The sequence below is a fragment of the Rhodococcus sp. ARC_M6 genome, assembly GCF_022810305.1.
Taxonomy (GTDB): domain Bacteria; phylum Actinomycetota; class Actinomycetes; order Mycobacteriales; family Mycobacteriaceae; genus Rhodococcus_F.
Window position 1 is genome coordinate 24,753 of sequence record NZ_JALGQH010000014.1, and the last position, 18,881, is coordinate 43,633.

The following is an 18,881-nucleotide window of genomic DNA, read 5'->3' on the forward strand; positions in this document are numbered from 1 at the left end:
GCACAATGGGACGGTGACCGAGACACCGCTCATCCTCGTGGTCGACGACGACGCCGACGTCCGCACCTCACTCGAACGTGGGCTGCGGCTTTCGGGGTTCTCGGTCCTGACTGCTGTCGACGGCGCGGACGCCCTCCGGGTGATCGCGAACAAGCACCCGGACGCGGTAGTTCTCGACATCAACATGCCCGTCCTCGACGGCACCGGAGTGGTGACGGCCTTGCGCGCGGCCGGCAACGAGATACCCATCTGCGTGCTCAGCGCCAGAAACTCCGTCGACGACAGGATTGCCGGACTGGAATCCGGTGCCGACGATTACATGGTCAAACCGTTTGTCCTCGCCGAATTGGTAGCGCGCGTCCGCGCGATGCTGAGGCGGAGCAATGCCCCCGCCGGCGACCACTCCGGCGCCGCCAACACCCTGCGCATCGGAAACCTCGACATCGACCTTTCCGGTCGACGCGTTCGCGTCGACGGCAACGAAGTACCTCTGACCAAGCGCGAATTCGAATTGCTCGAAGTCCTGGCCCACAACTCGGGAATCGTCCTCACTCGCGAACGCCTCCTCGAACTCGTGTGGGGGTACGACTTCGTAGCGGACACCAACGTCGTCGACGTGTTCATCGGGTACCTTCGCCGAAAATTCGAGTCCGGCGGATCGCCCCGCCTACTCCATACCGTCCGCGGCGTCGGATTTGTTCTTCGGGAAAATCCGTGAAGCGTCGGCGCTTCTCATTGCGAATCCGCGTCGCAGCCGCCGCAGCCCTGGGGGCGACGTTCATCGTTCTTGCACTGGGCGTGGTCGTTGCACTCGCGATCGCGCGAAACAACCTCGCGCAGTTGGATCGTCGACTCGAGACCGCGTCGACGGTTGTCGTGGCCAATGCCGCCACCGCAGGTCCGTTCCTCGGTGCTTTCGGCGATGCTGGTGCGTTCTCGGTGACCATCCGCAACGACACTGACGGCAAGGTCATGTCCAGTACCCCCACCAGGCTTCCGGCTCTGCCGGTGGGTTCGGAAACCGTCGAGGTTGACGGAACCATGTATCGCGCCTACACCGCCGAAGCCGATGGAATCAATGCTCTTGTCTCACTGGCAGTTCCCTACGCAGAGGCCCGCGACATCACTGTCGATCAGCAAAAGCAGGTGGCCTTGTTCGGGCTGGGCGCTGTAGGCGCGGCGGCCGCGCTGGGCTGGCTGTTCGGCGGACCGGCAGTGCGTCCACTCGTTGAATTGACACGCCGGATCGCCCGACGCGACCCTGACCTCGCCACCCAGGTCTCCGGCATTCGAGAAGCGGATGAGCTTGCGGCAGCCGCAGAATCGATGCTCAGGGACGTTGCCAGCGCACAGGCAGCCACGACGTCGGCTTTGGCCACGGCTCGAGATTTCGCCTCGGCAGCAGCACACGAACTCCGAACGCCGTTGACTGCCATGCGCACTGACATCGAAGTGCTGTCCATCCACGATCTGGATCAGTCGCAAAGACACGAAATTCTGGTCGATCTCGCGCGCGCCCAAGGACGAGTGGAATCGACATTGCGCGACCTCGAGCGGCTAGCCAAGGGCGAGTTGTCCACTGCCGAGGACTTCAAGGACACCGATCTGATCGAAGTGTGTGACATCGCCGCCGATGAAGCGCAACGCCTCCATCCGCATCTACGGGTGAGCGTCGAAACCACCGATTCGCCTCTTCCCTACCGCATTCACGCACTACCGGGCGGCATCCGGTTGATCCTCGACAATGCCATCACCAATGCCGTGCGGCACGGCGGCGCCACCGAAGTGCGGATCACCCTGGGATGCCGCCCCGGCCCGCCCGCGACATTCACCATCACCATCGACGACAACGGGTCCGGCATTCCCGAAGGCGAGCGCGAGGCCGTGTTCGAGCGGTTCACCCGCGGCTCGACTGCCGGTAAATCCGGCTCAGGGCTGGGGTTGGCCCTGGTCGCTCAGCAAGCATCACTCCACGGCGGCAGCACCTCACTTCACGCCAGCCCGTTGGGCGGAGCACGTCTATTTGTCGAACTCCGAGACACGCCTCGGCAGAACTGAATCAACGGCGGATTTCGAGCTCGACAACAGCTACTCAGACGCTTGCAAAGGCATTCTCGGCGTCGTCAGGTTCGATGACGACATCTGCTAATCCGTTCTTGATCATGTAGGAGATCAGTTTGCCGATCAGCGATCGTTGATCCTCCAGCGCCTTCACATCGGACGAATCGGGGTCCGAATACACCTTCAGTCGGCTTATCTCTGCCGACAAATCGTTCTCGGCATCAGCCATCAGATACCAGAGCCCTGGTTTGACCTGTATATCCAAGCTCGTGCAGGCGATCTGCTCCATGAGGCCAATCGTAAGCCGGGTCGTATCGACCACCGAAACCTTTGCGCCGGCAGGAATCACAGCGGCCGCCGCAAGTGCTGCACCACCTCCGAACGCGAGACCACCCACCATCGCGATACCACCGACCATACCGCCCGGGCCGAACGCCGCCAGACCGCCTACGATCGCCGCCCCGCCGAAGGCTGCCGCTGGCGCCGCAGCAACCAATCCGATCGGTCCGAGTGCAATCAACCCGAGGCCTACTGTGGCTGTCAGAACTCGTCCCCACGGTTTCCCGCGTTTACCGACAACGGAAGCCTCAACGGTCTGCAACGCCTTGCCGATTTTTATGCCAGTTTTGGGCTGAAAGCCCATCTCGACAGCTATATCAGCTAATGCGTCAATTTGGGCGCTCCCGACCTCGATATCGTAGGGCTCGACGAGGTTGGTCAATGCCAAGGTCAGCAACGTCCGTACCGCCTCGGCAAAATCCCAGCGGTATGGCAACGGCGGAAGCTTTCCTGCCACAAGCGATTCAAGTTCCATCGACGGCGATCGGTTCTCGAGTTTCACCTTGTGCTGCCAATTGGCAGCAGCGTTGTCCTGGCTCACCCTCAGCGCGGCGGCGTACCTCTCGGCCACCTTCGGGTCCTTGATCCGACGGCGCACCGCATGCGCATAATGCAGCAGCAGAAGGGCATTCGCCTCGCCAATGGTCATTTGAACTGCAAGTCCGTGGCCCACGATTCGGGTATCGATTGTCGGGTACAGAACGTCGGCAACCAAACCTGCAATCGCAGGGTGCGCCAAGTACGACTCCGAATCATGCTTGTGCGTGGAAACTTTGAAATCTCGGGCCGCAGGAAAGGCAGTAGAGAGCCCCCTCCCCGCCGTCACCGGGTCATTTGTTCCGAAGAAGTTCGACCAAGCGTCAACCCGTGTATACGGAAATCGATTCAGTAACCGGTCATTGTTGACAGCGAAGACCCGTGCACCCGCTGGACTGCCGATCGTGATGAACCGCCGAACCCGGACACTTTTCGGTAGTCGTCCAAGGAGATCGATCCCAATGACACTGCCCAGACTATGCGCAATCAGGATAATCTCGCCCGATTTCGGCATGCAGCCGAGAATATGATGCAGAACTGCTCCCCGGAGATTTTCGTCGGAGACATAGCGTTTTACTTGTCCCAGCACTGCCGGCCCCAGTGCAACAGCGCCTTTCTGGATCGTCGTGAGCATCCCGTTGGGCAGTCGGCGGAGACCAAACGCCAAAACTGACGGATCCATCGCCATTTTCCGAAGAATGTCAGCCTGCCGGCGCTCGAACTGTAAGCGACTGGTCCCGTCGTCAGTCACCGTGTACGTGCTGGGCGGAAGTTTGGCACTCGCACCCTTGACCGACAACAAATGCGAATACTTCGGTACGCACACGTCATCCCAGCCGACAGGCAAATGCCCCTCACCCACAAGACCCTCGTTCAATCCCTTGAGCCAGGAAGCATCCGGGTCGCCGGTACCGACCCCATGCAAATACACAACCTTGACCGACACGTCGCCTCCGTCACATCACAGCCGAAGTGGCCCCCTACGAATGCGAGTCACAATACAAGGGCATACAGACAAAAGGCCGGATACCGGCAACCCTCCTGCTAAATGCTCGGCAACACCACGTTGACGTGCTCGCCCTCTTCGAAGATTGCGGAGGCCGGTCCCACGATCAAGGGATCCGGGGTTCCCACAAGCTTGTGATCCTTGTTGGGGTATTCGAAACTGGCGAGCACATGACGCATCGCTTCGAGTCGCGCCCGCTTCTTGTCATTGCTCTTGATCACGGTCCACGGAGCGTCGCCCGTATCCGTGTAGAAGAACATCGCTTCCTTGGCCTGGGTGTAGTCGTCCCACTTGTCAAGGGAGGCAAGGTCTGTGGGTGACAGCTTCCACTGACGCACCGGATCGGTTCGGCGAGCGGCAAATCGTGCCAACTGCTCTTCTCGACTGACCGAGAACCACAATTTGTGCAGATGAATCCCGGAGTTGACGAGCATGCGTTCGAATTCCGGTGCCTCACGCATGAATTCGAGATACTGGGTCGGGGTGCAATATCCCATCACACGCTCGACGCCGGCGCGGTTGTACCAAGACCGGTCCATCAGGACGATCTCGCCACCACTGGGCAGGTGCGCGACGTACCGCTGGAAATACCACTGCGTTCGCTCGATGTCCGTCGGCTTCTCGAGGGCGACGACGCGAGCCCCGCGAGGGTTGAGATGCTCGGTGAAACGCTTGATCGAGCCACCCTTGCCGGCCGCATCGCGGCCTTCGAAGATGATCAGAACTTTCTGACCGGTGTCCTTGACCCACAGTTGCAGCTTGAGTAGTTCGATCTGGAGCCGGCGCTTCTTCCGCTCGTACTCACGGCGCGACATCTTCTTCTCGTACGGATAGCCCTGCCTCCAGGCATCCGCGAATTCAGCAGATTCCAGCCCGCCAAGTTTTGCCGTCAGACTCGCGATCTCGTCGATCTCCTGCGCGTAGTCCTCGGTCACGGAAATCCTGGCTGCGGCAACTGGCAGGTCGGGAACCCGTCCGTCCACACCATTCGACTCTGGACTCATGAAATGTGCGCTCCTTACCGTCGAGCATCCGGAAAGTGAATTTTACGCGCTCCTGCCCCGCCACGTAGGATCTCTGCGGCAATTGCCATCACGCACGTAACGACACGTCCTTGCATCGCAGCGCACCGATGCACGCACGGTACTTTGATTCGAGGTAGCCACGACGGCTGCCGCTCAAGCACGAGAGAGTTCTGAAAACATATGCGCGTTGACGGACGGGACATCCCGGTAACGGGAAGCCTGCTGCCGCCGCTGCAACGCAGAACCAGCGACATCATGCGTGTGGCCGTCGCTGCTGTACTCATGGGCGGTGTGATCGCCGGTTCATTGATTACACGCAGCCAGTGGGACGCTCTCGAAACATCGGTGTCGAACATCGTCGGTGTTCTCTCCCCCAGCCTGTCGGACACGGTCTATCTTCTGTACGGCATCGCGATCCTGGCTCTGCCGTTCGCAATTCTCATCGGACTGATCGTGGGCCGACGATGGAAACTGCTCGCGGGATACGCCGCCGCCGGACTGATCGCGCTCGTCGCGCTGTCCATCACCGGAACCGGTATTTCGGCACCCAAATGGCACCTCGACGTGCCGGATCGACTCGACGCCACCTTCCTCTCACAGTTCCTCGACGACCCTCGCTGGATCGCGATGCTGGCCGCTGTTCTGACCGTATCCGGTCCGTGGCTGCCCAAGAAGTGGCGTCGTGCCTGGTGGACCTTGCTCTTGCTGTTCGCCCCGATCCACCTTGTGGTCAGTGCGATCGTGCCGGCAAGGTCGATGCTCGGACTGTCCGTCGGTTACCTCATCGGTGCCGTGATCGTGCTCGTCGTCGGCACTCCGGGCCTCGAGGTTCCCTTGGATTCCGCGGTCCGGGTGCTGTTGAAACGTGGCTTCCGTGTCACGGCTTTCCGTGTGGTCAGTCCGTCGGGCATCGGCCCTCTCGTCCTGTCCGCGGCGATCGATCAATCCCCGGACGGCGAACTGTGCGACGCGTTGACCGTCGAACTGTTCGGACAGAATCAGCGCAGCAGCGGTGCGATCCGCCAGACCTTCCGCTGGATCTCGTTCCGCAATCGTGAAACTCCCCCGCCCTACGGATCTCTGCGCCGCGCCGTCGAGCATCGCGCGTTGATGGGGATCGCCTTTGCCGACATCGGGCTCGCCAGTTCCAAAGCCGTCGCGATCTCGGTACTCGATCGCGGCTGGCAGATGTACGCACGTCCCTCGCCGCGCGGAATCCCCCTCTCCGTCGCAGCCCAGGAGCAGAAGACCGAGGACCTCGACGCCGAAGGTGAGTCCTCGAAACTTATCGACGCACTGTGGCAGACACTGCACACCGCCCACGTCCATCAGATGGCCCACGGCGACCTCCGCGCATCCGAGATCCACGTCGACGGCGGAACGGTCCTGTTCGGCGGGTACGCGTACTCCGAGTTCGGCGCCACCGAAGTGCAGATGCAGTCGGACAACGCACAACTTCTCCTGACGACTGCATCACTTTTCGGCGTCGACCAAGCAGTGGAGACCGCCATCCGAATTCAAGGCGCAGAAACCATTCTCGGGGCCAGCGGCCGGTTGACCACCGCGGCGATGCCGAACCGGATCCGCCGGGGAATCCCTGACTCCACCCCGCTGATGACCGAGATCCGCGACGAGGTCGGCGCCAAGAACGGCATCGAGAAAATCGCCCCCGCGCAGGTCACCCGATTCAGCCGCAATCAGATCATCCAGTTGGTGCTGCTCATCGGATTGGTCTACGTCGCGTACCCGTTCCTCAGCCAGGTACCGGCCTTCATCACCGAACTCAACACCGCAAACTGGTGGTGGGCACTCCTCGGCCTTGCCGTCTCGGCACTGACCTACGTCGGCGCCGCAGCGGCCCTCTGGGCCTGCGCATCATCCATGGTCAGCTACCGACACCTCCTGATCATGCAGGTAGCCAACACATTTGCGGCGACGACGACCCCCGCCGGCGTCGGCGGCTTGGCACTCAGTGTCCGCTTCCTGCAAAAGGGCGGACTGGGCACCGTCCGAGCCACCGCAGCGGTTGCCCTGCAACAAACCGTTCAGGTAGTCACCCACGTCGGTCTACTCATCTTCTTCTCGATCGTTGCCGGCCGAGACACCAATCTCTCGCACTTCATTCCGGGTTCGACAGTGCTCTACCTCATTGGCGGCATCGCACTGGGAATCCTGGGCGCCTTCATGTTCATCCCCAAACTCCGGCGGTGGCTCAACAACGATCTGAGGCCGCAGGTCACCGAAGTCCTCGGAGAGCTGAGCCAGTTGGCGCGCAATCCCACTCGCTTCCTCATCATCGTCGGCGGAAGTGCCGCAACAACTCTCGGCGCAGCCCTCGCATTGTGGGCAAGCGTCGAAGCATTCGGCGGCGGAACAACGTTCATTACCGTCACCATCGTGACCATGATCGGCGGAACTCTCGCTTCGGCCGCTCCGACGCCCGGTGGTGTCGGAGCCGTCGAGGCCGCCCTCATCGGCGGACTGACGGCATTCGGCCTCCCGCCGAGCATCGCTGTCCCGTCGGTCCTGCTCTACCGCGTACTGACGTGCTGGCTGCCCGTCTTCTGCGGCTGGCCGACCCTGCGGTGGCTACAGAAAAACGACATGGTGTGATGTCGAAAACCCGTCTGTGACGGATACTTTCCAGCCTGGGGTTGCAACCGTTCGGCAATTCGGACGGTTTCGTGTTGTTCAGTGCAGTTCCAGATAGTTGACAGTCAAGGATCAAGCAGCACGGAACGGCCAGAATGTGTCGGACAGTACTGGCTCGGATCCGTGCGGCGACGCGTCAGAGAGTGCCGACCACGGCAATCCGGATCGGGTGCGAATGCGCCGCATCGTTCGTGTCGGTACGACGTTGTATTTTGTCGGTTGTCGGGCGATGACCGGCAACAGCACTGACTCTGGGGGGGAGTTGATGATCGGATGCCGGACACAACATTTGATGCGGCACCAGCTGCGGAAATCGTCGACCCACCGTCGGATCGAACGGTGATCCGGGCGTTCGTGTACGTCCTCGATCCCACCCCCGCCCAGACCAAGATGTTGCGCTCGCACTGCGGGGCGCAGCGGTACGCCTACAACTGGGCACTCGATCAGGTGAAAGCGAACCTCGATCAGCGGACCGCCGAACGCTCGTACGACATCCCCGATTCGGAGTTGACACCGCCGGTGTCGTGGTCGGCGCACAGCCTGCGCAAACAGTGGAACACCGTCAAGAACACGGTCGCGGTGAATCGTGAGACGGGTGTGCCGTGGTGGCCGGAGAATTCGAAAGAGTCCTACAGCAGCGGCATCGCGAACTGCGCCACAGCGTTGTCGAACTGGAAGGATGCTCGGACCGGGAAACGTCAAGGAACGATGGGCTTCCCGAGGTTCAAGAGAATGCAGGCTGCGCTCTCGTGCCGATTCACCACCGGCGCTTTCGGATTTGCCACCACTCGTGGGGATCGTCGCCATGTCCAGTTGCCTCGGATCGGGGTCGTCAAGACTGCGGAATCGACCCGCAAACTTGCCCGCAAAACCGCAGCGGGAACAGCCAGGATTCGGTCGGCTACCGTCGTCACCGGCAGCGCCACCGGCACCCGGCGCGGCACGTCGGTCGTCGGCGTCGATGTCGGCGTCAAGCACCTCGCGGTTCTCTCCACCGGGGAGATGATCGAGACCCCGAAACATGCACGCAAACAAGCGAAAACACTACGTCGCCTGCAACGCCAAGCATCCCGGCGTGTCGGTCCGGATCGCCGCACCAACCAACAACCCTCCCGGCGGTGACAGGACACCCAGGTCAAGGTGCGGCGCGTACATGCCAGCATCACCAACAGTCGCCGGGACTACCGCCACAAACTCACCACCCGACTGGTGAACGAGTTCGACACCGTCGTCGTAGAAGACTTGAGTGTCGCCGCAATGACAAGGTCGGGTGGCGTCTACACGAAGGGGTTGAATCGGGCGTTGCATGATGCCGCGTTCGGCGAGATCCGGCGGCAGGTCGCCTACAAATCGGATTGGGCGGGGACCGGTCTGGTGGTGGCGGATCGGTGGTTTCCGTCGAGTAAGACCTGCTCGAAGTGTTCGGTAGTGAAAGCCAAACTGCCGTTGAAGGTTCGGGTGTTCGTCTGCGATGTGTGCGGTTTCCGCAGCGATCGTGATCACAACGCTGCTCTGAACCTTGCTGCTCTCGCAGCACGTGTTGAGGATGGCACGTCTTCGGCGAGTTGCGGACGAGACGGTAAAGATGCCCGACGGAAACCAAACGTAAGACCTGCCACCGCGCGGGCGGACGGTACTGCCGCGGGAACACCACATGGTGGTGAACGTGGCCGGGGCAATCCGGTCGCTCGTGGCGAGTGCATTAAACAACACTCAAATGAACGGGATCAGGAAAGACCGCCGGAGCCTGAACGCCACCTGATCCGTCGAGACGTCACGCCGTTCCACGGGATCGATGCACCAACTGTTCGATGCCGTCGAGAAGCAAGCCGAGCGAGAAGTCGAAGTCGATGTCTTCGGATTCTTCGGCAGCAGGCTCGTCTTCGAGCCCACCTTCTGCTATCACAGCACTCAGGTGGGGGAAATCTTCACGATTTACGACACGTGCAATGACAGCCTGGTACGCCGCTTCGTCAGCAACAGTTTGTGCGGCCAGATCTACGACGAAACGAGCACGGCCGATCACGAACAGCGAGACATTGGTGATCACTTGAAACTTCGACGCCGCAGTCAGTTCCACGCCCGCCAAGGCGCCCAATCCAGCGTCCAACCAGGCCATGTTGTTGGGTCCGGTCGGCGGAGCAGTGATCGGTAACTTGAGCCACCACGGCCGACTGACCATCATTGCGTATTCCTGATTTGCCCACGCTTCCAACTGAACTCGCCACGACGCATCCTTGGGAAGTACTGGCGGAGGTCCGACTACTCGATCCGAAATCAGTTCGAGCAGTTCGTCTTTGCTCGACACGTATCGATAGAGCGACATCGTGGTAAATCCGAGCGATTTGGCGACCCTGCCCATCGACAGGGCTGTAACGCCCTCGGCATCAGCAAGTTCGATCGCAGTGTCGAGAATTTGTTCGAGACTGAGACCGCGTTTGGGACCGCGTGTGCCCGGCTGATCCAGACCCCAGGCCAACTCCACAACTTTCGGTAACGCGCCGTCGTCGCCGGTGTCCATACAGTCCCATCTCTTCGCTCTTGCCATCATCCTAGAACTGTGTACGCTATAAACACGAGTTTATGGCGTACACAGTTCCCTATCGGAGGTTCCGATGCCAACAAAAGTCCCCGCAATCTCGGCCCGCAGAATCCGTAAGCGCTACGGCGACCAGCATGTACTCGACGGACTCGACCTGTCAGTACCCTCCGGATCCGTCTACGCCCTACTCGGAGCAAACGGAGCCGGAAAGACCACGGCAGTCAAAATTCTCACAACCCTCATCCCGTTCGACTCCGGCAATATCACCGTCGCGGGACATTCACTTCGCGACGATCCGCAGAACGTTCGCCGACGGATAAGCGTCACCGGCCAGTACGCAGCGGTCGACACCCTGCTCACCGGAACCGAGAATCTGGTATTGCTCGGCGAGCTGAATCATCTGGGCCGGAAGGGTTCCCGACACCGCGCCGAAGAACTACTCCAACAATTCAACCTCACGGAATTCGGAGGCAAGCGTGCAGGCGAATACTCCGGCGGCATGCTCAGGCGACTCGACATTGCAATGAGCCTGGTAGCGCAACCGGAGATTGTTTTTCTCGACGAACCCACGACAGGCTTGGACCCGCGCAGTCGCCACGAAATGTGGTCCATCGTAAGAACTCTCACGAAGTCAGGTGTCACAATCTTTCTGACCACCCAATACCTCGACGAGGCAGACGAGTTGGCAGACACCATCGGCGTATTGAACGGCGGCCGACTGGTCGCCGAGGGAACACCGGACGAACTCAAACGGCTGGTTCCTGGTGGACACGTGGCGCTGCAATTCGAAAATCCGGCGCAACTCGACTACGCCACAACAGTATTCCCCTACGCGCACAAATCACCCGAAACTTTGACCCTGCAGATCCCGTCGGATGGAGCCGTGTCGTCGATCAGAACAATCCTCGACTCCATCGACGACCCAACGGTCACCGTCGAAAAATTCTCCGTACACACACCCGACCTCGACGACGTGTTCTTCGCCTTGACCGCTCAATCCAAGATTGCGAGTGTCCGATGACAACAACCGTTACCACCGATTCCGCGGTGATGCTCCGGCGAAATCTCAAACATGTTCTACGCAGCCCGGATTCGATGATCACGGCAATAGCGCTACCGGTCATACTCATGCTGCTCTTCGTCTACGTGTTCGGCGGAGCCATCAACACCGGCAGCGAGTACATCGACTACGTCGTTCCCGGAATCATTCTGCTGTGCGCAGGTTTCGGCGCATCGACCACGGCTGTGAGCGTCTCGAGCGACATGAAGGACGGAATCATCGATCGCTTCCGGACCTTGGCGATCGCGCCGTCGTCGGTCCTGACCGGGCACGTGCTCGCCAGCGTCGTCCGCAACATTCTGACCACGGCAATCGTGATCGTAGTCGCCCTGATCATGGGCTTTCGCCCAACCAGCGATCCACTGCGCTGGCTCGCTGTCGCCGGCGTGATTATCGCGTTCGTCTTCGCGATGTCATATCTTTCGACAGCACTTGGCCTCGTGGCCAAAAATCCCGAAGCCGCAGGCGGATTCACCTTCGCCATCATGTTTCTGCCCTACGTCAGCACCGCCTTCGTTCCCGCTGAATCCATGCCGTCCTGGCTTCAGGGATTTGCGCGGCATCAACCGGTCACACCGATCATCGAGACGGTGCGTGGGCTCCTGATGGGGACACCGATCGGAAACAGCGCCGTCATCGCACTCGCGTGGTGCCTGGGAATCGCGGTCATGGGATTTGTGTGGGCGAACTTGCTCTACCGACGCAAGACTACGAGTTGACCCGAGACCCGCGCGCGACCGGAGCCTAGACGCGTCTCCGGATCGCGGCGGCCAATTGATCCACGGTCGGGTATCCCTTCAACCCTTCGTCCGTTCGATAGACGCGGCACGCCAAGTCGGTAACTCTGTCAGCGTCAGGGAAAGCGTCGACACCATCGATCAGGATCGTCGGTGATCCCGCGAACGGTACCGCCGCTGCCTCGTCATCGGTGGCCAGCAATCGGTACGACACTGCGACGTCGACCAGACCGACCTTCGCCAGCGCTTCCTTCACTCGCACACCGGCTTCGTCGGAGTTCGGGCACTGATCCACATACAGAATCTCGATGTCCATACCGTCATTATCGCCACTGCGACAAAAGAAGCGTCCTGCCCGACCAGACGGTCGAGCAGGACGCTTCTTGAAAATCTGTACCAGCGGTACTGCGACTTACTTGGCGTTGAGCAGATCGATCACGAACACCAAGGTCTTGCCGGAAAGCTGGTGGCCCGCACCGGCCGGGCCGTAGGCGAGCTCCGGCGGGATGGTGAGCTGACGGCGTCCGCCGACCTTCATGCCGGGAATGCCGTCCTGCCAGCCCTTGATCAGACCGCGGAGCGGGAACTGAATGGACTCGCCGCGGCTCCAGGAAGAGTCGAACTCTTCGCCGGATTCGAATTCGACACCGACGTAGTGAACGTCGACGGTGCCACCGGGAACGGCTTCGGTGCCTTCTCCGACAACCAGATCCTTGATGACCAGATCGGTCGGCGCGGGGCCTTCCTGGAATTCAATTACGGGCTTGCTACTCATGATGTTCTCCTGAACTACGAGCCGGACAGGTCCGGGTGTCGAGGCGAAATTGTTTTGGTGAGTGAAACTAGTGGAAAGTCATGTCGCCAGTAGCGCGTTAGCGGGACGTCATGTCTTTGTAGTCACGCTCGGTGTAGCCGGTGTAAATCTGACGGGGGCGGCCGATCTTGGTAGCCGGATCCTCGTGCATTTCACGCCAGTGTGCGATCCACCCGGGCAGACGACCCATGGCGAAGAGCACGGTGAACATGCGCGGCGGGAAGCCCATCGCGCGGTAGATCAGACCGGTGTAGAAGTCCACGTTCGGGTACAGCTTGCGCTCGATGAAGTAGTCGTCGGTGAGAGCCGCTTCTTCGAGTTGCATTGCGATGTTGAGCAATTCGTCGTCGCCGCCGAGCTTGCCCAGGATATTGTGCGCGGTCTCACGGACCAGCGCAGCGCGCGGGTCGTAGTTACGGTAGACGCGGTGCCCGAAGCCCATGAGCTTCACGCCGTCTTCCTTGTTCTTGACCTTGCGGACGAACTCGGCTGCGGTGCTTCCGTTGGCCTTGATCTCGTCGAGCATCTCGAGCACGGCCTGGTTTGCGCCGCCGTGCAGCGGGCCCCAGAGTGCGTTGATACCAGCGGACACCGACGTGAACATGTTGGCATCGGAAGAACCGACCATGCGCACCGTGGAGGTGGAGCAGTTCTGCTCGTGATCCGCGTGCAGGATCAGCAACATGTCGAGTGCCTTGGCGACCTCGGGATCACCCTGGTACGGCTCGGCCGGGAAGCCGAACGTCATGCGCATGAAGTTCTCGACCAGGCTCAACGAGTTGTCCGGGTAGAGGAACGGCTGTCCGACGGACTTCTTGTACGCGTACGCCGCGATGGTCGGCAGCTTCGCGAGAAGACGGATGGTGGAAAGCTCCACCTGCTCCGGATCCTCGGGGTCCAGGGAATCCTGGTAGTACGCCGAGAGCGCATTGACTGCCGAGGACAGAACCGGCATCGGGTGTGCGTTGCGCGGGAAGCCGTCGAAGAACCGCTTGAGGTCTTCGTGCAGGAGTGTGTGGCGACGGATGCGGTCCGTGAAGGACTCGAGCTGGACCTCGGTCGGAAGCTCACCGTAGATCAGCAGGTAGCTGACCTCCATGAACGTCGACTTACCGGCCAACTGCTCGATGGGGTATCCGCGGTAGCGCAGGATGCCCTTCTCGCCGTCGATGTAGGTGATTGCGGAACTGGTGGATGCAGTGTTCACAAAGCCGGGGTCAAGGGTGGTGTACCCCGTATTGGCCAGCAGCTTTCCCAGTTCGATGCCGTCATTGCCCTCGGTTGCCCTGGCAATGGACATCGTGTGCTCACCACCGGGGTAAGTAAGCGTGGGCTTTGTGTCATTGTCAGCGGGCACGAAGGATCCCTCTCAAGCTCAAACCAACGAGTAACTTCATACGATTCAACTAGAAACTAGTCGCACCGAACAAAACATGCCGAGGGAGGGTAGCTCCGCGAAGGATTTCAGCCCGATCGGAGTTAGACATATCCCCCGAAACTGAAACAAGTTTCATTGCCTTGGTCACGGACGTGCTGGGTCCGATGTTCACACCCCCCAACCTATCGTGAACTGCTTGTTTGCCGAAGGGTTGTCATTTTGCACCCCATCGACCTGCCGTGAATCCCGCCTCACAGCCGAACTGCGTTCACCAACTCACCTCCATCGAGACCGTCCACAGCTTCGTTACGCGCTCCCAGCATTTGGGATGGGGATCACAACGCGTGGATCCCCCAAGTACCCGTCCACGTCTTCCCCGGCCCGAGAACCAACATGTCGATTCCCGAATTGAACGCGTCGGGCGGGCACGTCATCGGCTCGAGCGCCAACGCCCGCCCACGATCCGGATACCCCTTGTCGTTTGCGGGATCTGCGATGAACGCCTGAATCCAGGGGAACTCACGCGTCGTCCACAGTGCCGTCCCGGTGCCGTCGGGCGCGAGCAACTCGTGCTGCGTACGTCCGCTGCCGTCGACGACGTCCAGCGCGCTGTACGGCGTATCCAACTGCACACCTTCGAGCGAACGCGGCGTTCGGAAATCGAAATCCGTGCCCGCAACAGGCTGCGAATACGCATTGGGCAGTAGCCGCTGGGGATCGATCGGCAACCGTGTCCCCGCAGCCAGGTGAAGAGAACATTCGTCGAGCGGAAAATCGCCGGCCCGGATGAAGGTGTGCATTCCGAGTCCAAACGGCGACGGCGTCGCCCCCTTGTTGGTCGCAGTGTGCGTCACGGTCAAGCCGCTCTCGTCCACTGCGTAGACGATCGTCAACTGCAGCGGGTACGGCCAACCCTTGTGTAATCCCACGTCGACGGACAATTCGACGCGACTGTACGTGTGGTTGACCAGACTCCAATTACGTCGACGAACGAACCCGTGGCTGGCATTCCCCAGAGCAGGCTCCGTGATCTCCAGCTGATGTTCGATACCGTCGAACATGAAGTGGCCGTCACGGATCCGATTGGGCCACGGCGCCAGCACCAAGCCGGCGGACAACGGTGGTTTCGAACCGAGTTCCCACGTTTCGGTAAGCGCACGACGCCCCGACGGACCGTCGTGATCGAGCAATCGCAATCCGGCTCCCGCCGCAGCGATCTCGGCCCGGTAGCCGCCACCACGGATCTCGAACCCACCTCTACCCGTGCTGTGCGGTTGCGTCATGGACTTAAGTTTCCACCACGAACCGTCCGCAAACCAGGACGTCAGGCGGCGCGTCCCACCTTGTACCGAACGAACGTCGGGAAGGCGATTGCCGCCACGACGACCCCGACAACCACCAGAACGCCACCGCCGGCCGCCGCCACCCCCGTTCCGAACAGGAATGCGGCGCCGCCGTGCAGGACGTCTCCGATACGCGGGCCACCCGCCACGACGACGATGAAGACGCCCTGGAGCCGTCCGCGCATGTCGTCCGTCGCGACCTGTTGGAGCATCGTGCTGCGGAACGCGGCCGACACCATGTCGACGGCACCACCGAATGCCAGGAACGCCACCGCTGCCCAGAGGTAGATCACGCTGGACTCCGGACTCGCGAAGTAGACGACCACACCGAATCCGATCATCGACAATCCCCACAAGACAATGCAGATCAGAATTGCCTTGCCCTGGTATTGAACTCGTGGCAACCACCCCGAAAAGACGCCGCCGAGTACGGCACCCGCCGACATCGCCGCGAACAACAAGCCCAGCGCGAAACCGCCCTCGGGTGGGCCGCCGAAGGTTTCTTCCGCAATCTCCGGGAACAACGCCCGGGACATGCCGAACACCATTGCGATGATGTCGACGACAAAGGACGCGAGCAGCACCTTCTGTGTCGCGAGATAGGAAAACCCACTCAGGACTTCTCGGAAACCTGCGCGCTTCGACGTTCCGGTCGGCGGTATCGACGGGAGCTTCCACACGGCCCACAACGTGGCCAGCAGGAAGATCGAGTCCAGCAGGTACAGCAGAGCCAGACCGGCCGTCGGAATGAGCACACCCGCCAACAGCGGCCCGGCGATCGCACCGAACTGCACCACCGTCATGTTCAGTGAGTTCGCGGCCGGCAACTGCGCTCCCGGAATCAATCGCGGAATTATCGCGGCCCGGGTCGGCTGGTTGACCGCGAAAAACGCCTGTTGCACCGCGAACAGTGTGAGAACCAGCCATACGTTGTTCACGTTCAGAGCAGCTTGAATCCAGAACAGCACCGACGTGACACCGAGGCCGATCGAGCTGATCATCAACAGCCGTCGACGATCCATCACGTCGGCGAGGGCGCCACCCCACAACCCGAAAATGATCAGGGGAACAAGACCGAAGATTCCCGTCAAACCCACATAGCCGGAACTGCCGGTGATGACGTACACCTGCTGCGGGACTGCGACCACACTGAGTTGGGCGCCGATAACCGTGACGATTCCGGCGGTCCACAATCGTCGATAATCAGGATTCTCGAGCGGAGTCGTGTCCGCGAGAACACTCTTCACGGCTGGAGACGAACTGCGGACCACTGACCGTCGACGACGGCAGTTCGGACCCGATTGTGCATGCGGTTGGCGCGGCCTTGCCAGAATTCGACGATCTCGGGGCGGATCAGGATCCCGCCCCAGTGCGGTGGCACCGGAATCTCACCGTCGACGCCGAAGCGCGCGGCGACTTCACGGAGTTGTTCGTCCAACGCTGCCCGTGATTCGACGGGTTGTGATTGCGACGACGCCCAGGCCCCGAGCTGAGACCCTCGCGGCCGGGTACTCCAATACCCTTGTGTCACTTGATCACTCACATGCTCGGCCGCGCCTCGAACGATGACCTGCCGGGCGAGCGTCAGCCAGGTGAAGTTCGCCGATGCAAAGGGATGCACGTCCAGCTGACGCGCTTTGTCGGAGCGATAGTTGGTGAAGAACAGAACCCCGGCTTCGGACAAGCCCTTACAGAGAACCGTCCGGGACGTCGGGTGCCCGTGTTCGTCGAGAGTGGACAGTGTCATCGCATTCGGTTCGGGCGCCTCGGCCTCGACGGCATCGAGCAGCCACTGACGCATGAGCGGAAGCCAGCCGTTCTCGACTTGACTCACGTCCAATTCGACGCTCATCCGGTCGTGTACAGCCTCGGATTCACTGCCGGGTTGCGGATACCCCACCCGCATCGCAGCCAGTTCGTTGTTCACTACCACCGGGTCCTGATGTTCCTTCGACACAGCCCAGAACGCTACTCCCGGGTACTCACCGGTCACCGGCCGTGCGGGACCCGCTAAAGTTTGCCGTGGCTAGACCCGATTCGAATCGCAGGCCGCATCAGCGACCGCAGCCGATCGGGACGAGAAGATTGCGCAAGACAACTTGAAGTGCGTGCTCATCCCGCAAGCACTTGACGCGCAATCGCTGAAGGCTGAGGCAGTGCGACTCTGACCGGGCGCACTCGAACGAGGAGAGTCCACGAGAATGGCAGTGAGCGCAGGAATACCCGACGATTTCGTCAGCGGACTCGAAGGCGTAGTCGCCTTCACCAGTGACATCGCCGAGCCCGACAAAGACGGCGGCGCACTGCGCTACCGCGGCGTCGACATCGAAGATCTGGTCGGCCAGAAGGTTACCTTCGGCAATGTATGGGCCCTGCTCGTCGACGGACGCTTCGGCGCAGGCTTACCGCCCGCCGAGCCGTTCCCCCTCCCGATCCACACCGGTGACGTCCGTGTCGACGTCCAGGCTGGACTCGCGATGCTGGCTCCCATCTGGGGCTACGAACCAATCCTGGACATCGACGACGAAACCGCCCGCGACCAGCTCGCACGCGCATCCGTCATGGCACTGTCCTACGTCGCACAGTCGGCGCGCGGCATCTACCAGCCCGCAGTTCCGCAGAAGCGCATCGACGAAGCCAAGACCGTCACCGAACGCTTTATGGTCCGCTGGCAGGGTGAGCCCAACCCGGCCCACGTCGAGGCAATTGACGCGTACTGGGTCTCCGCCGCCGAGCACGGCATGAACGCCTCCACCTTCACCGCCCGCGTCATCGCCTCCACCGGCGCCGACGTCGCGGCTTCCCTCTCCGGTGCCATCGGCGCCATGTCCGGCCCGCTGCACGGCGGCGCACCGGCACGCGTGCTCCCGATGATCGAAGAGACCGAGCGCACCGGCGACGCCCGCGCCCTGGTCAAGGGAATCCTGGACCGCAAGGAAAAGCTCATGGGCTTCGGTCACCGCGTTTATCGCGCCGAAGATCCCCGTGCACGCGTGCTCCGCGCCACAGCGAAGCGTCTCAACGCCACCCGCTACGAAGCTGCTGCAGCACTCGAGCAGGCTGCTCTCACCGAACTGCGTGAGCGTCGTCCGGACCGTGCGATCGAGACCAACGTCGAGTTCTGGGCTGCTGTCATCCTGGACTTCGCCGAGGTTCCCGCGCACATGATGCCCGCCATGTTCACGTGTGGCCGCACCGCCGGCTGGTGTGCACACATCCTCGAACAGAAGCGTCTCGGTAAACTGGTTCGTCCGGCCGCCATCTACACCGGCCCGGCACCCCGCTCCCCCGAGTCCGTCGAGGGCTGGGATCAGATCAGCCACGCGTAACACCTGCTCTAATCACCAATCACGGTAGTACAGAACACAAGTGAAGGAACAGAAAGAA

The 18,881-nt window shown here is 61.2% G+C and carries 15 protein-coding genes and 1 pseudogene; 7 read left to right on the top strand and 9 right to left on the bottom strand.

Annotated elements, in window-relative coordinates; genetic code table 11:
- The first annotated feature begins 13 nt into the window (after positions 1–13).
- Positions 14–718 carry a response regulator transcription factor gene (locus MTX36_RS16030; RefSeq protein WP_243620732.1) on the top strand — a complete coding sequence of 235 codons (705 nt, stop codon included), beginning with the start codon at positions 14–16 and terminating at the stop codon, positions 716–718.
- Positions 715–2,058: a sensor histidine kinase KdpD gene (locus tag MTX36_RS16035; RefSeq protein ID WP_243620733.1), complete on the top strand. Its 1,344-nt coding sequence runs from the start codon at positions 715–717 to the stop codon at positions 2,056–2,058. Before MTX36_RS16030 ends, MTX36_RS16035 begins: the two co-directional genes overlap by 4 nt.
- Positions 2,059–2,092: 34 nt before the next feature.
- On the opposite strand, the gene MTX36_RS16040 is transcribed toward MTX36_RS16035, so the two are convergent.
- Positions 2,093–3,883, bottom strand: coding sequence for an alpha/beta hydrolase (locus MTX36_RS16040; RefSeq protein ID WP_243620734.1), 1,791 nt, complete (start codon positions 3,881–3,883; stop codon positions 2,093–2,095).
- A gap of 98 nt (positions 3,884–3,981) precedes the next feature.
- Positions 3,982–4,947, bottom strand: a complete 966-nt coding sequence (ppk2, locus tag MTX36_RS16045; RefSeq protein WP_243620735.1) for a polyphosphate kinase 2 — start codon at positions 4,945–4,947, stop codon at positions 3,982–3,984.
- Positions 4,948–5,148: 201 nt separating this feature from the next.
- Between ppk2 and MTX36_RS16050 the strand changes: the two genes are divergently transcribed.
- Complete coding sequence (locus tag MTX36_RS16050) at positions 5,149–7,581, top strand: lysylphosphatidylglycerol synthase transmembrane domain-containing protein (protein WP_243620736.1); 2,433 nt, start codon at positions 5,149–5,151, stop codon at positions 7,579–7,581.
- Between the two features lie 429 nt (positions 7,582–8,010).
- Positions 8,011–9,087, top strand: a pseudogene (tnpB, locus tag MTX36_RS16055) (IS607 family element RNA-guided endonuclease TnpB); the annotation flags it as partial.
- Positions 9,088–9,394: 307 nt separating this feature from the next.
- Here the strand turns inward: tnpB and MTX36_RS16060 are convergent.
- Positions 9,395–10,141: a TetR/AcrR family transcriptional regulator gene (locus MTX36_RS16060; protein WP_243620737.1), complete on the bottom strand. Its 747-nt coding sequence runs from the start codon at positions 10,139–10,141 to the stop codon at positions 9,395–9,397.
- A gap of 94 nt (positions 10,142–10,235) precedes the next feature.
- Here MTX36_RS16060 and MTX36_RS16065 point away from each other — a divergent pair, with 94 nt between their 5' ends.
- Both MTX36_RS16065 and MTX36_RS16070 read left to right on the top strand, forming a co-directional pair.
- Complete coding sequence (locus tag MTX36_RS16065) at positions 10,236–11,183, top strand: ATP-binding cassette domain-containing protein (RefSeq protein ID WP_243620738.1); 948 nt, start codon at positions 10,236–10,238, stop codon at positions 11,181–11,183.
- On the top strand, positions 11,180–11,941 hold the full coding sequence (locus MTX36_RS16070; RefSeq protein ID WP_243620739.1) for an ABC transporter permease: 762 nt from the start codon (positions 11,180–11,182) through the stop codon (positions 11,939–11,941). Before MTX36_RS16065 ends, MTX36_RS16070 begins: the two co-directional genes overlap by 4 nt.
- A 25-nt stretch (positions 11,942–11,966) precedes the next feature.
- Here the strand turns inward: MTX36_RS16070 and MTX36_RS16075 are convergent, their stop codons facing one another.
- The 6 genes from MTX36_RS16075 to pdxH form a co-directional block, all read right to left on the bottom strand.
- A complete protein-coding gene (locus MTX36_RS16075) occupies positions 11,967–12,275 on the bottom strand; it encodes an alkylmercury lyase (RefSeq protein ID WP_243620740.1) in 309 nt (102 codons plus the stop codon).
- 96 nt (positions 12,276–12,371) lie between these two features.
- Positions 12,372–12,734, bottom strand: coding sequence for an FKBP-type peptidyl-prolyl cis-trans isomerase (locus MTX36_RS16080; RefSeq protein WP_094271444.1), 363 nt, complete (start codon positions 12,732–12,734; stop codon positions 12,372–12,374).
- A gap of 97 nt (positions 12,735–12,831) precedes the next feature.
- Complete coding sequence (locus tag MTX36_RS16085; RefSeq protein WP_243620741.1) at positions 12,832–14,130, bottom strand: citrate synthase; 1,299 nt, start codon at positions 14,128–14,130, stop codon at positions 12,832–12,834.
- Positions 14,131–14,486: 356 nt separating this feature from the next.
- Positions 14,487–15,434, bottom strand: coding sequence for an aldose 1-epimerase family protein (locus MTX36_RS16090; RefSeq protein WP_243620742.1), 948 nt, complete (start codon positions 15,432–15,434; stop codon positions 14,487–14,489).
- A 41-nt stretch (positions 15,435–15,475) separates the two neighbouring features.
- On the bottom strand, positions 15,476–16,741 hold the full coding sequence (locus MTX36_RS16095) for an MFS transporter (RefSeq protein ID WP_243620743.1): 1,266 nt from the start codon (positions 16,739–16,741) through the stop codon (positions 15,476–15,478).
- Positions 16,738–17,451 (bottom strand): pyridoxamine 5'-phosphate oxidase, encoded by a 714-nt coding sequence (pdxH, locus tag MTX36_RS16100; RefSeq protein ID WP_243620744.1) that lies wholly within the window; start codon positions 17,449–17,451, stop codon positions 16,738–16,740. The genes MTX36_RS16095 and pdxH overlap by 4 nt, the downstream gene beginning before the upstream one ends.
- Before the next feature lie 244 nt (positions 17,452–17,695).
- Here pdxH and MTX36_RS16105 point away from each other — a divergent pair, with 244 nt between their 5' ends.
- On the top strand, positions 17,696–18,823 hold the full coding sequence (locus tag MTX36_RS16105) for a citrate synthase 2 (RefSeq protein WP_243620745.1): 1,128 nt from the start codon (positions 17,696–17,698) through the stop codon (positions 18,821–18,823).
- Positions 18,824–18,881 lie beyond the last annotated feature (58 nt).